Genomic DNA, 14,962 nt, shown 5'->3' with positions numbered 1-14,962 from the left:
GTCAATATACCTTATTAGCTAAGAGCTGAGAATTCTCAATCTATAAGTAGAAAAAATATTTTAAATTTATACTAATACTACTTTCCGTAATTCGCAATTCCCATTAAGTAAGGATTTTAGAAATTAAAAAGGGGTGGCTGATTCCAGCCAAAATACACTAGTACAGGACTGCGGAAATTTGTGTACCTTTAACCAGTAAAGAGATGTAGCCTGCGCCATAGCTAAGGAATGGTTTACTAACCCAAAGTTACTGGGTTTCGACTGGGAAACGGTTAGATGAGAAAATTTTTTGTTCCTTACCCTTTCCCTCGACAAGGACTTTGACCAACTACTAATGTAGAGTCGTGTGATTATCAACATAAATGAATTTACCGGGCTTGGCTTGGCTTGAATCAACAAATTCTAACTCATCAATTCATTTTCTTAATTTATCTTAACTATACTCTATCAGGGATTTAACTATAGAAGAATACGCTTAGTCATCCGTCGCAAGAAATACATTTATACAAGATAAACACGTATAATATCGCATATAATTTTATACTTGGTTTTGTAAAAGAGAAATGTCATCTGCCACAAGAAATAGAAATACGCTAATATAACACGTAAAAAAATCCCGTATAAGGTTGTATTTGTTTTGTCATAAAGCAGCATTTTACTGAAAACCTGCGTAATTATGATCAATCGCCAGAGGCTAGAAAGGTAGTTTTAAAGGGGTTTAGGCTTAAATCCCTAATCTATTTTCTCAATAAATACTTACTCAACGCTTAGTCATCTCTCAAAGGATATATTAAAAGTGAACGAACTATGTCTTTATCGTTACAAAGAATTGACTCACTGAGTTTTTGGTGGCAATATAAAGACCACTAAACTGTTGTAGCTCGACTTATGCTACAAGGCAAATTCAAGATTTAATAGGAAAGACAGGCAGTTGTCAATTGGGAAGCGCCTGGGAGAAGAAAAGTAAAAGAATTGTCATCTTTATCAAAAGATTTTCTATTGTAAATTTGGTCATCTAGCTCAGTAGCAATCGCAGAATATCAATTTTTTAGAATCACTAAGTTGAAAATGTCGTAATAGTTGTACAAGCGAAAGAATTGCCCCTTTTATCAAAATATTTATCATTGCAGATATGCTTTTGTTGTAGTATGCAGCAGAAATTAATAACCTCTCCAGGCATTTTAATGGATAGGTTGGTGTGATTAAAGACAACTATGTAAAGCTTTGTAAAAATTCTGAGAGCTGCGTGAGTTAAGGTTAATTTCTTTTTTGCATACCTTTTGATCATTTACTTTTATTCCTGCCAACCGACTTAATTACTGTAGCTGCGAAAAATTTGACACCTTCATCAAAAGATTTTTGATTGCATATCAGTTATCATCCCCTCTATTGTGGTTGTTAGAAGCACAGCCTTACTTGCTGTATGCTTTGCAAAAATTTTTTGGTAGTGCTATCACAACCATCAATCAGCAGCAATCAACCGTTTCTACTATCGATCAAACTCGGTCATAGCTGTGGTAAACAACAGAGTTGTTCGTATTAAATATTGCTCGCGCTGTGATTGTAAACTAAAAAGCCTTTGTGTAACTTTATGTAATTAAGTGAAACCATGAGTCAAAACTATACTGGTTCCAACTCTCCTCTCATCACTACTGAGCCATACAAAGAATTTCCAGCAAATAGATATGTAGAATCTTCTCGTCAGCTTGATGACTCGGAGAATAACGGGGGAACTCAGCCTTTTTTAAATGGTGAAACACCACCAACGCTCTCAGTTGCCGATGCGATCGCTCAGATGTTGGTAAATTTGGGAGTAAGCTACGCTTTTGGTGTCGCTGGTGGCGCGATGGCCAGCCTTTGGGGTGCGCTATCAAATAGCAGTATCGAGGTGTTAAACTTCCGCCATGAAGCAGGAGCAGCCTTTGCAGCCACCGAAGCATACTTTGCCAATAATCGCCCCACTGTAGTTTTTACCACAGCCGGGCCGGGGATCACCAATGCGCTGACCGGATTATTTGCGGCTCGTGGTGAAGGCGCAAAGGTAATTTTGCTATCGGCTTGCACCTCTGCACCACAGCGTGGACGTTGGGCAATTCAAGAAACCAGCACTTATACATTGCCCAGTGGGGGAATTTTTACCCCAGGAGCGTTATTCAACTATGCAATCACTATTGAATCTGCGGGTCAACTACCGCAGATTTTCCGCAAACTTGCTTTAGCTATGGCGCAACCGGGCGGGTTTGTGGCTCATTTGAGTATTCCTACCGCAGTGCAGACAAGTTTAGTTGAGGATGTAGCTTTACCCCAACTAGATGTTACTCCATTTCCAATGACTGCTTCCAAAGAAGCGATCGCTAAATCTGTAGAGTTATTATCATCTGGCCCCTTTGCCATCTGGGTTGGTTTCGGTGCGCGTGACGCAGCAGAGGAAATCCTTGAACTCGCTGAAAAAACGGGAGCAGCCGTGATGTGTTCACCCCGTGGTAAAGGTATCTTCCCTGAAGATCATCCCCAGTTTGTGGGTGTCACAGGTTTAGGCGGTCATGCTTCCGTCTTAACTTATATGGAACAGCAACCTCCACTACGCACACTCGTATTAGGAACCCGCCTTGGTGAACCGACTTCTTTCTGGAGTTCGGCGCTAGTTCCAAAAGAAGGTTTCATCCATGTAGATATTGACCCAGAAGTGCCAGGTGTAGCCTATCCCCACGTTGAAACTTTCGCAGTTCGCTCTGATATCAAAGCTTTTGTGGAAGAATTATTGGAGCAATTACCAGATGCTCCTCGTTCCACAACTTTGTCGCTACCTAGTCCAGAACGCAAAGCAATTGAACCTGCACCAGACGTAGATTATCCAGTGCGGCCAGAAGTATTGATGGCAGCAATTCAAAAGATAATTGTTGAAGGTAGCGATGCAGTAGTAATGGCGGAGTGTGGTAACTCGTTTACTTGGTCAACCCATCTACTCCAATTTACCGAAACCAATCGTTATCGAGTCAGCACCGGAGTCGGCGCAATGGGTCACGCCGTTACTGGAGTGTTGGGTGCAGCGCTGGCAAACAATAGTAAAGCTGTAGGGATTGTCGGCGATGGAGCAATGCTGATGAATAACGAAATCAGCACAGCCGTGAAATACAAAATTCCAGCGATTTGGATTGTCCTCAACGATGCGCGTTACAACATGTGCCATCAAGGGATGAAAATCTTGGGATTAAAGGGCGCAGATGCCACACTTCCACCGACAAACTTCGCCATGATTGCTCGTGGGATGGGAGCAGAAGCACTCGTAGTTGTTAGAGAGTCGGATATTGAAGCGGCATTAGAACAAGCGATCGCATCGTCTGTTCCCTTTCTCATTGATGTCGTAATTGATGCTGATCGTCCAGCACCTTCTGGTGGACGTAATAAGAGTTTGGCAGCACAAGGAATTAAATCAACAGCTAAAAATGGAGCCAAGCAAGTTTCATTTCCAATGGTTTAATTTTGCTGGCAACGCTCGATTTTTTTCTAACGAACCGCAAAGCCCGCAAAGGAAGATATTAAGTAATTTCATCGTGGAAGAGAACAAAACACGCCAGCATCACAATCTTTCAAAAATTCACGACACTGATGCAAAAACCCTTTACAACTCTCTTACCTTCGCGCTCTTTGCGCCCTTTGTGGTTCGTTCTCTTATTCCAGCAACTACATTCACCAAATTTGGTTTTTAGCTTTACTCAATCTTAATATTTCAGCCTGATTTTGTGTCTATATCTTTACATTTCGTCATGCTAATAACTTTCTCTAACCAATCCCAAACAATATCGAGAGGTCAAGATGCTGCTATTTGAAACTGTTAGAGAAATGGGTCACGAACAAGTTCTGTTTTGTCATGGTAAAAATCCCGAAATTAAGGCAATTATTGCCATCCATGACACGACCTTGGGCCCAGCAATGGGTGCTACAAGACTCATGCCTTATGTCAACGAAGAAGCTGCTTTAAAAGATGCACTTCGTCTCAGCCGGGGGATGACTTATAAAGCTGCTTGTGCAAATATTCCAGCTGGTGGTGGCAAAGCAGTTATTATTGCTAATCCTGAAAATAAAACAGATGATTTGTTGAGAGCCTACGGGCGTTTTGTTAACAGTCTCAATGGGCGTTTTATTACTGGACAAGATGTCAATATTACCCCTGATGATGTCCGAACAATCAGCCAAGAAACTAACCATGTTGTTGGAGTTTCAGAAAAATCTGGTGGCCCTGCTCCCATCACATCATTAGGAGTTTTTCTAGGAATTAAAGCTGCTGTAGAATCTCGTTGGCAGAGCAAAAGACTTGATGGCATGAAAGTTGCAGTTCAAGGCTTAGGTAATGTCGGCAAAAATCTCTGTCGCCACTTACATGATCATGATGTCAAGCTTTTTGTGAGCGATGTAGATCCAGCAAAAGCGGAAGAAGCAAAACGGCTTTTTGGCGCAACTGTTGTAGAACCAACTGAAATTTACTCTCTTGATGTAGATATTTTTTCCCCTTGCGCTTTGGGAGGAATTCTTAACAGTCATACAATTCCTTTTCTCAAAGCTCAGATTATTGCTGGTGCAGCTAATAATCAATTGGAAAACGAGCAATTACATAGTCAAATGCTTACCAAAAAAGGGATTATCTACAGCCCTGATTATGTAATTAATGCTGGAGGACTAATCAACGTTTACAACGAAATGATTGGTTATGACGAAGAAAAAGCCTTCAAGCAAGTGCATAACATTTATGACACCCTGTCAGCAATTTTTGAGATTGCAAAAGAGCAGGGAGTTACTACCAACGATGCTGCTAAACGGTTAGCAGAAGACCGTATCAACAATATTAAGCACAGCAAATCTAAAGCGATCGTAGCAGCTTAATTATTATTATCTTAAGGAGTGAGAAGTGGAAAAAAATACTTTTGCAACATCAGCTTACATTGCTACTTCACCTGAGAGTGCATTTGAATATCTTTGTAGTTTAAAGAACTTGGATGAATGGACTCTTTATAGCCGGATGAAAGAGCAAATTGATGAAGATACCTGGCTCGGAACTGCATCGGGTTATCACAAAAATCTCTATTATCACGTTAAAAAACTTCAAAATCCGCTTTTCTACGGCATTGAATGGCACTGTGGATTAGAGTACCAAAAATATTTTCAAGTTTATCCTGTTTTGCTGTTTCCCACTGACTACATTGAGCCAGGGACAGATGAGAAAGGCGTATATTTTCACTGGTTGAGCTTTGTCGATCCCAAACGGCAGACTCAGATGATTATGCAGGGAATTCACACAGTCCATACTTCTGAATGTCGTTCTCTAAAAGGTAATTTGGAACGCAAAGCTGGTCTGACCTCAGCAGCCAAAGGAAGCCACTTTATCGATACTGATACCATTTATGTTGATGCTCCAATTGAAATCGGTATTGAATACTTAAAAGACTTACAAAATATAGATGAGTGGGCGCATCTGTTACGCCCAAATGGTAATATCACTTCTGAATCAGGTGAATTCAAAGATGAATATGACCAGAATGTAAAAGTTTCGGTGCGAGTTCATTCTTTGAGTAAATACTACTTACTTGAACAAGAATATTTTTATCCAGAGTACGAATATTATCAGCGTTCTGTAGCGTTACTTATCCCAACCGCTTATGCTTTCGCTGACCCCGAAGCTTCTGGTTTCATCCTGCATCGAATCACATTTTGGAAAACAGATGGAACTGTTAGCCACGGCAAACTTCAAATTGAAGACTTTGGCGCTGAGAGCATGAACATCAAACGTTTACTCGAAGCTAAAGCTGGCAACCTCAAATCATTTGATCGAGGAATGAGCTATCTGCCAAAAATTCAAGAATCCCTAGTTACTAATTAAAACCTCAGTGCTACTCTGCGCTTCCCTCTGCATTTAAAATTTACCCCTCAATTCCCCACGATTAGCCTTATTGCAACACATGAACCTGAAGCCATTCACTATTACTATCCTCACTTTTTGTGTTGCCGCTTTTTCTGGAATGAAAGCTGCGTCAGCCGCATCCTTTTCAGTAATCGCCGACGGTTTATATAATGCCGGCGGTCTGAGCTTTAGTCCTGATGGTAATCTCTATGTTACAGAGGCGGGAATAGGGGGAAGTGGCGCTTGCGTTCCACCAGCAAGTGGTCAAGGTGATTCTCTATGCTATGGCACAAGTGGAGCAGTTACCAAAATTGAGAATGGTAAGACCGAACGCATACTTACAGGACTTCCTTCCTTAGCATTACCAGATGGCACTGGAGCCGCAGGCCCTCGTGATATTAAATTTGATGCTACAGGTAAACCTTATGTTCTGATTGGGTATGCGGCTAATCCGGCTTTTCGCGATCGCAATTTAGGTTACACTGACCTCGGCAAAATCATCGCTCCCGATTTTAATACCAATTCCTGGACGAGTGTTGCCGATTTCGCTAACTATGAACTCGCCAACAATCCCGATGGTGGTGAGGTAGGTAGCAATCCCTTGGGTTTTGTCATAGATGGCAATAAGTTAGTTGCAGTTGATGCAGGTGCAAACAACTTACTCAGCGTCAATACTGACGGGAGAAATTTACAAGCTATTACCACCTTTCCTGAAGACATATTAGCTAATCCCGTCTTCCCACCCTCTGGTTCCCCGTCCAATGAACCGGCGCAAGTGCCATCTCAAGGTGAAGAGGTGCGATCGCCTACGGCGGGGCTTCGCCCATCGCAGTTTGCAACCCAAGCAGTACCTTCAAACGTGGCAAAAGGCCCCGATGGTGCTTATTACGTCAGCCAATTTACTGGTTTTCCCTTCCCTGAAGGTGGGGCAAAAATCTATCGAGTTGGTGCTGATGGTTTAGCAACAGTCTTCGCCGATGGTTTTACCCAACTCACAGATTTGGAATTTGATACTGAAGGCAATTTATATGCTTTGCAGTACGCCAATCAGTCAGCTTGGAAGGGTGATTTTGATGGTTCTGTCATCAAAATAGCTGCCGATGGCACTCGCACAACTCTACTGAGTGGCAATGGATTAGAGTCACCTAGCGCCTTGACTATTGGTTCAGATGGTGCGGTATACGTTGCAAACCGAGGCGATCGCCCTGGATTTGGACAAGTTCTCAAAATTGAGAATACCAAATCTATCCCTGAACCTGATTCTACTTTAGGCGTATTAGCGATCGCAGCCTTGGGCGTTGGTTGGTTGCACAAGAAGAGAATCCCCACACCTCCCATTAATCTCAACTAAAGAGTTTCAAACCAATTGCGCGTTCCTTAAAAACTGGAATTCGTTGTCTTTAAACCCATAAAGTTTTCCACTTACTTAACTCTAAATTTCTAAAGGTATGAAACTCAAATCACTTACTCTTACACTTTTGACAGTTTGCATTGCTGCCGTTTCTGCACCAAAATCAGCAGAAGCTGCAAGCTTAACAGTAGTTGCCGATGGTCTTAGTAATCCACGCGGAATCGGCTTTGATTCTAGTGGCAACCTCTATGTTACAGAAAGTGGTTCTGGCGGTGACGGAAAAGATGGAAGATGCATCCCATCACCTAGCGCCGGGTTTATTCCCTTATGTGCTGGGCAAAATGGCTCCCTGCTCAAAATTGCTCAGGACGGTACAAAAACAAGTATTATTTCAAATCTAACTTCTTTAGCATTATCGCCTTCTGGAGAACAAGCAGCCGGCCCTGCGGATATCAAATTTGATTCTCTAGGTAACGCTTATCTTTTGACCGGTCTTGCAGGCGATCCAACTAACCGTGATACCGTTTTGCAATCACCCGACCTTGGTAAATTATACAAAGTAGACTTAAACACTGGTGGGTTGACAACTCTTGCCGATTTTGCAGCTTATGAAACTGCATTTAATCCTGATGGCACTGATTTAATTTCCAACCCTTATGCCTTTGCAATTAAAGGTGACACTGCTTACATGGTTGATGGCGGTGGAAACACAATATATTCTGTGGGGCTCGATGGCAGTGGAATTAAGAATGTAGCTGCATTTCCTCTGAAAAGTATAGATAGAGATAAACTCGAATATCCTGATCTTGGGCCAGATGTAGATCCATCTGCACTACCTGTAACACAGCAATCAGTACCGACTGGAATTGCGATCGCTCCAGATGGCAGTTTAACAGTTAGCGAATACACTTATTTTCCCTATCCAGAAGGAGAAGCACGGATATTTAGCGTCAATGGCGATGATTTGTCAATCAAAACTATTGCCGATGGCTTTACCCAACTGACTGGCGTAGCTTATGACCCTGATGGCAATTTGTACGCCTTACAACACATCAATACTTCCGAATGGAAAGAAATTCAACAGGGCGGTATTATCACTGGTGATATTAGTGGTTCTTTGATCAAAATAGCCACCGATGGAACTCGTGAAACAATCTGGAGTGGTGATGGACTAGAAGCCGCTTCTGGTATCACCTATGGACCTGATGGTAATTTGTATATTGCAAACCGAGCCAGACTTGCAGGCACTGGACAAGTTATCAAGATTGATCCGAGAGTAGCCAAAGTCCCCGAACCTACCTCTGCAATGGGTCTGATAGTAGCTGGTGCTTTAGGTGCGACTTCAATGCTGAAGCGCAAACGCAGCAAAGAATTAGTGAAAGCAGAGACTGTCTAATTCCTGGTAAAGCTTACAGAATAGGCTGCTGCCTCACAGAGAAAGTTGCATTTCAAACAAGAGGCAGCAGCCCAAATTTTAGATTTCCCAAACTGGGACTGGGAACGAAATTAGTCTAGGAACGAGTATACCTCATAGCACCAAGGCTTAAAACTTATGGGATTAGTCAAAAATTTGTCAATCGGCATTCTCGGTACTGGATTCATGGTGTTGGCAACAGTAGCCCAAGCCAAGGCTGTAACATTAACTTACGACAGAAGTATTGGTAGTCCTGGCTTCGGCCCTGGAGAACTCTTTGTCCCTCAAGGGATAGCGGTGGATAGCCAAGGGAATACCCTCATAGCTAACGGACGCGGTGTCAACCCAGATGGTACTCCTAACTACAACCTCGGTAACAAAATTGAAAAATTTAGTCCAACCGGTGAGTATATTGGTGCAATTGGCTCCGGTGGCACAGGGCCCGGACAGTTTGATGAGCCAACAACTGTAGACTTTAATCCTGTAACAGGGGATTTGTATGCAGGTGATGTTTACAACAACCGCATCAATCAATTCGATTCTCAGGGTAACTTTATCAGATCCTTTGCAAATGGAGAATTTACCCCTCTCGTAGAGGGTAGGCTTTTCTTTGGGCCATCTGGTGTGACATTTGACAAAACTGGCAACGTTTACGTAGGTGATTTTAATGGCGAAAGAATCCTTAAATTCACATCAGACGGACAGCAAATTGGTGTCATTGGTGGCACTGTGGGCACTGCACCTGGGCAATTCCAAGGTGTAGCAGGTGTAAGAATTTCCCCAGTTAGTGGAAATATCTTTGTAGCTGACCAGTATAACAACCGTGTTCAAGTACTTGATCCAAATGGTAATCCTCTATTGGCATTTGGTTCAGCAGGTAGCGGCCCTGGACAGCTTCTTCAGCCAATTGGCATCGAAGTGGACGACCAAGAGAATGTTTATGTAGCTGATTCTATCAACAGCCGCCTACAGGTGTTTGATAAAAACGGTAACTTCTTGACTTCCTTCGGTGAAAATGCCCGCGATGCGTCAGGTAATCCGGTACCACCTCCAGCATTAACTGGCCCTCCTTTTGGCAACCCCCTCGACCTCACTCCCGGCAGATTTAACTGGACGGGTGGCACAAGCTACAAAGATGGCAAGCTTTATGTGGGCGATTTCTTCCAAGGTCGTGTCCAAGTGATAAACGTAGAAGACAGAAAGCAAGTACCGGAATCTAGTTCAGCATTGGGTCTAGCATTGCTTGGACTTGGGGCTGCTACCGTCACATTGCGGAAACGTGGACAACAAAAGCCAGTCTTCAGTTTAGATAAAGAACTCCAAAAGCAATGCTGAGTTCCGATGCTTGTTTGAATAGCATTGATGCGTAAGCTAGTTCCTAGCAAGGACTTTAGTCTTTATTTTCTAAGGACTAAAGTACTTACTGCAAAGATCGCTTGATAAAGTACTAGTTAATGAATAGAAATTTACAGTCTAATCCAAACTAACTTTGACAGCACTAGGTGGGCAGCGCTCACCTTACGAACAAGGAAAAAATAAACACAACAAAGCCAACATTATCAAGGTGCTTCCAGGAAATTAATAGTTTATGCAAATTCTGATTTATTCATACAACTATCATCCAGAACCAATTGGTATTGCACCTTTGATGACTGAACTAGCAGAAGGGCTGGTGAAGCGAGGGCATCAAGTGCGGGTAATTACAGGTATGCCTAACTATCCTCAGCGCCAGATTTACGACGGGTATCGAGGTAAGTTATATGTTACTGAACAGAAAAACGGTGTCAAAATTCAGCGTAGTTACCTGCGGATTAAGTCTAAACCTAACCTTGTAGACCGCCTACTGCTAGAGTTGAGCTTTGTTTTTACAAGTTTGCCACAAGCCCTCAAGGGCGAGCGACCTGATGTAATTCTCTTAACCATACCGCCGCTACTAGTTTGTTTACCTGCAACTTTGATCGGTTGGCTATACAACTGCCCGGTAGTACTAAATGTGCAAGATATTCTTCCAGAAGCTGGTGTGCGTGTTGGGCTAATTAAGAATAAGTTGATGATTAAAGCTCTGGAAGCTTTAGAAAAATTCGCTTACCGGACTGCACATACTATTAGCGTCATAGCCGATGGTTTTGTAGATAATTTAAAAAATAAAGGTGTACCTGCCAATAAAGTTACCTGCATTCCCAATTGGGTAAATCTAAATTTTATCCGCCCTTTACCAAAGGAAAATAACTCTTGGAGAGCTATCCATCAACTTGATGGTAAATTTGTAGTCCTTTATTCAGGTAATATTGCTCTTACACAAGGTTTAGAAACAGTAATAGAAGCAGCAGCCCGTTTACGTCATCTAAAAGAAATTATCTTTGTCGTAGCAGGCGAATCTCAAGCACTCGAAAGGTTGCAAAAACATTGTCTTGCTTGCGGTGCAGATAACGTTTTGCTTTTACCATTGGAAGTGCGAGAAAAACTACCACAAATGTTAGCGGCCGCTGATGTGGGGCTGATTGTGCAAAAGCGGAATGTGATTTCCTTCAATATGCCTTCTAAAATACCACTGTTGTTAGCCAGTGGTCGCCCAATTGTAGGTTCGGTTCCCGCCACAGGGACTGCTGCCAAAGCCATCAGACAAAGTGGTGGCGGTGTTATCGTTGAGCCTGAGTCAGCAGATGCTTTGGCTGCGGCGGTGCTGGATTTATATCATCAACCGGAATTAGCAGCGCAATTAGGACGTAAGGGAAGAAAGTTTGCGGTAGAGAACTATTCCTTTGAGCAAGCGCTAGACCGATATGAAGAGTTATTTGCTGATGCGATCGCTAAAAAAGCAACAAACTTGGATATGTTACCAGAAATAAGTTCTAAAGAATCACTTGTTGATATTTGAAAATTGGGGACGGGAAAATGCCTCTGAAATCCTCTTATTCAGATCAGCTTAAAAAAACTGACCAGAGCTTGATCGCCTTACTTAGCGATCGCATATCATTATTAGCATCAGAACAGCCTTCTTTAGATGAACAACTGGCTGATGTCGCTCCCCTACTCGCTCAAGCTGGTATTCCTGAGTCTGTTTGGGCGGGTGTAGTAAAGAGTTGTCATGCAAGTATCCCTAAATCTGCCACAAATGATGTTATTCCCAGACAAGTTACCATCATCGGTGGACACGGCAGGATGGGAAGATTATTTAAAGAGCAGCTTTCAGTCGTAGGCCACAATGTTAGTGTTCTCGAACATAATGATTGGGAATATGCAGATAAACTGTTAAGTCAGGCAGAATTAGTATTAGTAAGCGTTCCTATTGAATATACGGTTGATGTTATCAAGCGGGCAGCAAAATATCTCGCTCCAACTACAGCTTTGTGTGACATCACAAGTATTAAAACACAGCCTACTCAAGCAATGCTCGAACACCATTGCGGCCCTGTTATGGGTTTACATCCCATGTTTGGGCCAAATATCAAATCGTTTTTGGGGCAAAAAGTGGTTGTGTGTCCCGGTCGAAACGATGATTCATTTCAATGGCTATTAGATTTTCTGAAAGCTAAAGGTGGTGAATTAATTGTTTGCACGCCTGAAGAACACGATCAGATGATGGTGGTTATTCAAGCAACGCAGCATTTCTGTAGATTTAGTCTTGGTGTTTTCTTGGCACAAACAAGAGTTGAGATAGAACAGAGTTTAACAATGTCAACTCCTAATTATCGTCAAGAAATTGATATTGTGAAACGTTTGTTTTCTCAAAATCCTAATTTATGTGTTGATATTATGCTAGCTACTGAAGAAAGATGTAATGCTATTAGCTTTTTGGCTAATACTTACAGCCGGTTGGCTAAACTAGTGGCTAGGAAGGATAGAGAGGCATTAATTAAAGAATTTGAGAATACTCAAGGTTTTTTTGAAGGGAAAATTAATAGTTTTCTCCAGCCTTTAAATGCAACGGGTATCTAAAGAGATTTTAAGCCACAGAATATTGGCATTTGAATAATAATTTTTTATGAGGAACGAACCGCAAAGGACGCTAAGAGGTTGTTTGGAAAGTAGTTGGCTGTGATTTTAGGCACTTATTGATCCCCCCTAACCCCCCTTAAAAAGGGGGGAACCGGAATCAAAGTCCCCCTTTTTAAGGGGGATTTAGGGGGATCTAAAACGTTTTGCTACCGACAAGAGGACTTTTCAAACATCCTCTAAGGAAGAAAGAGAGAGAGAGGCAAGAAAACTTGGTGCAGCCCCATTAAGAAATGGATGAATAAAGAAAAATATGCTGATAGACATTTTTCATGATACTGTTTGCCCTTGGTGCAGAATTGGGAAAAAGCATCTGTTTGATGCACTGGCACAATGGCAAGAACAAGAGGTAAATATCCGATGGCATCCCTTTCTGCTGGATAATACTGTTCCTGCTGAGGGATACGAATTTCGTAACTTTATGCAGGATAGGAAGGGGATTAAAGCGGAAGAACTGCAACAGATATTTGATTATACGCAACGTGCAGGTGAGGCGGCTGGAGTTAAGTTAGATTTTGAAAAAATCGGTTTAGCTGTCAATACTCAGCTTTCTCATCAACTGATTGCACTCGCACCCAGAAACGTAAAAAATGATGTTGTAGAAGCTATTTATAGAGCTTACTTTGAAGAGGGTTTGAACATTGGAGATATTAACGTTATTGTTGCAATCGGTACAGCATACCAAATGGATAGTACCGAATTAAGGTTTCAATTAAACAATCGTGATGTAGCTGATGTAGTTGTTACTGAATCGGAATTTGCTCGGTTAAATGGCATCAACAGTGTGCCGTTTTTCATCATGAATAATCAAGTCAAGGTAAATGGTTCTCACTCGGTAGAGGTTTTCCTTGAGGCTTTGAATAGTGCTGCACTTTTAGATATACCTGCAAAAATATGATTGTTGACATCAAGCAAAAAAGTAAATTAATTCATCAACGTGTTTCGGTTACTTTTAACTATGAGGTTTATTTCACCCAAAATTTATTTGAGTTGAAAAACCCCACCCTAGCGCAAGTAATTTCGGCAGATGAGGAGACAAAGCCGAAGAAAGTAGTTGCGGTGGTAGACGCAGGAATATTAAAGTATCAACCGGAATTGCTGAAGCAATTAGTTGCTTATACCAAGTTTTATGGAGAGGTACTAGCGATCGCAGCCGAACCGATGATAATTTCGGGAGGAGAAGCTGCCAAAAACGATCGCACTTTAGTAGAGCAAATCCAGCAACTCATTGAAACAGCCGGATTATGTCGCCATTCTTATGTGTTAGCGATCGGGGGCGGGGCGGTATTGGATTTGGTAGGATACGCTGCTGCAACTGCTCACCGGGGAATTCGCCTGATTCGGGTTCCGACAACGGTGTTAGCGCAAAATGATTCTGGGGTTGGAGTAAAAAACGGCATCAACGCCTTTGGTAAAAAGAACTTTCTCGGCACATTTGCGCCACCTTATGCAGTTATAAATGACTCTGCGTTCTTGACAACCCTAGACGATCGCGATTGGCGTTCTGGGATTGCAGAAGCCGTAAAAGTGGCGCTGATTAAGGATGCTAAGTTTTTTGATTTTATCCATTCTCACAGCAAAGCCCTGGGGCGGCGAGATATGGATGCTATGCAAGAAGTTATTTATCGTTGCGCCCAGTTGCACCTTGAACATATTGCCAATAGCGGCGATCCTTTTGAGATGGGTTCCTCTCGTCCCCTAGATTTTGGACATTGGGCGGCTCATAAACTGGAGCATTTGACAAATTATCGCTTGCGTCATGGCGAAGCCGTTGCGATCGGTATCGCTTTGGATAGCACCTATTCTTATTTAGCAGGATTGCTTGATTGCTCAGAATGGCAACGGATATTAAATACTTTATCGGCGTTGGGTTTCACACTGTATGTCCCAGAAATGGTTGAAAAACTATCACAACTAGAACATCCTGATTGTTTGTTCCGGGGTTTAACTGAGTTCCGCGAACACTTGGGTGGAGAATTGACTTTAACGTTGCTAAAAAGTATTGGGAAAGCAATTGAAGTCCATGAGGTGAATTTGTTGTTATATAGGCAAGCAATATCACTGTTGCGGGAATTTTAGGATCTTACAACTAGCCCTTTCAAAGTTGGTAAAAATTAGGGTCACTAATATTTATCTTTACTCTGTGCCCTCTGTGCCTCTGTGGTTCAATAAACTTTTAAACCGCAGAGGCGCAGAGAGCGCTGAGAAATAACAAGAGATTTGATGAGGCATATTGAAGGATTTTAAAAGCAAAGAGATAATCCTAAATATTGAGATAATCTACTACTTTTGAGAGAGGCAAATA

General features: G+C 42.1%; 12 protein-coding genes. All 12 read left to right on the top strand.

Annotation, left to right across the window (positions count from 1 at the left end; all coding sequences use genetic code 11):
- Nucleotides 1-1,359: 1,359 nt before the first annotated feature.
- The 12 genes from GNF10_RS17275 (at nucleotide 1,360) to GNF10_RS17220 (ending at nucleotide 14,736) form a co-directional block, all read left to right on the top strand.
- Nucleotides 1,360-1,512 (top strand): hypothetical protein, encoded by a 153-nt coding sequence (locus GNF10_RS17275; protein ID WP_185580585.1) that lies wholly within the window; start codon nucleotides 1,360-1,362, stop codon nucleotides 1,510-1,512.
- 97 nt (nucleotides 1,513-1,609) lie between these two features.
- On the top strand, nucleotides 1,610-3,481 hold the full coding sequence (gene scyA / locus GNF10_RS17270) for a scytonemin biosynthesis protein ScyA (protein ID WP_185580586.1): 1,872 nt from the start codon (nucleotides 1,610-1,612) through the stop codon (nucleotides 3,479-3,481).
- Nucleotides 3,447-3,710, top strand: a complete 264-nt coding sequence (locus tag GNF10_RS17265) for a hypothetical protein (protein ID WP_185592286.1) — start codon at nucleotides 3,447-3,449, stop codon at nucleotides 3,708-3,710. The genes scyA and GNF10_RS17265 overlap by 35 nt, the downstream gene beginning before the upstream one ends.
- 106 nt (nucleotides 3,711-3,816) lie before the next feature.
- Nucleotides 3,817-4,881 (top strand): tryptophan dehydrogenase ScyB, encoded by a 1,065-nt coding sequence (scyB, locus tag GNF10_RS17260; protein ID WP_185580587.1) that lies wholly within the window; start codon nucleotides 3,817-3,819, stop codon nucleotides 4,879-4,881.
- 25 nt (nucleotides 4,882-4,906) lie between these two features.
- Nucleotides 4,907-5,875 (top strand): scytonemin biosynthesis cyclase/decarboxylase ScyC, encoded by a 969-nt coding sequence (gene scyC, locus GNF10_RS17255; RefSeq protein WP_185580588.1) that lies wholly within the window; start codon nucleotides 4,907-4,909, stop codon nucleotides 5,873-5,875.
- Nucleotides 5,876-5,954: 79 nt separating this feature from the next.
- Entirely contained in the window at nucleotides 5,955-7,247 is a 1,293-nt protein-coding gene (locus GNF10_RS17250) for a ScyD/ScyE family protein (RefSeq protein WP_185580589.1), read from the top strand.
- 97 nt (nucleotides 7,248-7,344) lie between these two features.
- On the top strand, nucleotides 7,345-8,643 hold the full coding sequence (locus GNF10_RS17245) for a ScyD/ScyE family protein (protein WP_185580590.1): 1,299 nt from the start codon (nucleotides 7,345-7,347) through the stop codon (nucleotides 8,641-8,643).
- 156 nt (nucleotides 8,644-8,799) lie between these two features.
- Complete coding sequence (scyF, locus tag GNF10_RS17240) at nucleotides 8,800-9,996, top strand: scytonemin biosynthesis PEP-CTERM protein ScyF (RefSeq protein WP_185580591.1); 1,197 nt, start codon at nucleotides 8,800-8,802, stop codon at nucleotides 9,994-9,996.
- A gap of 253 nt (nucleotides 9,997-10,249) precedes the next feature.
- The gene (locus GNF10_RS17235; protein ID WP_185580592.1) at nucleotides 10,250-11,539 is read left to right on the top strand and encodes a glycosyltransferase family 4 protein; all 1,290 of its coding nucleotides are present in this window, start codon (nucleotides 10,250-10,252) and stop codon (nucleotides 11,537-11,539) included.
- Between the two features lie 17 nt (nucleotides 11,540-11,556).
- Nucleotides 11,557-12,600 carry a bifunctional chorismate mutase/prephenate dehydrogenase gene (tyrA, locus tag GNF10_RS17230; protein ID WP_185580593.1) on the top strand — a complete coding sequence of 348 codons (1,044 nt, stop codon included), beginning with the start codon at nucleotides 11,557-11,559 and terminating at the stop codon, nucleotides 12,598-12,600.
- Nucleotides 12,601-12,910: 310 nt separating this feature from the next.
- Nucleotides 12,911-13,555: a DsbA family oxidoreductase gene (locus tag GNF10_RS17225; protein ID WP_185580594.1), complete on the top strand. Its 645-nt coding sequence runs from the start codon at nucleotides 12,911-12,913 to the stop codon at nucleotides 13,553-13,555.
- Complete coding sequence (locus GNF10_RS17220) at nucleotides 13,552-14,736, top strand: 3-dehydroquinate synthase (RefSeq protein WP_185580595.1); 1,185 nt, start codon at nucleotides 13,552-13,554, stop codon at nucleotides 14,734-14,736. The genes GNF10_RS17225 and GNF10_RS17220 overlap by 4 nt, the downstream gene beginning before the upstream one ends.
- Nucleotides 14,737-14,962 lie beyond the last annotated feature (226 nt).

Source organism: Nostoc sp. UCD121, assembly GCF_014222285.1.
GTDB lineage: Bacteria > Cyanobacteriota > Cyanobacteriia > Cyanobacteriales > Nostocaceae > Nostoc.
Note: the sequence above shows the minus strand (reverse complement) of the source record. Positions and strands in the feature narration are given on the sequence as shown.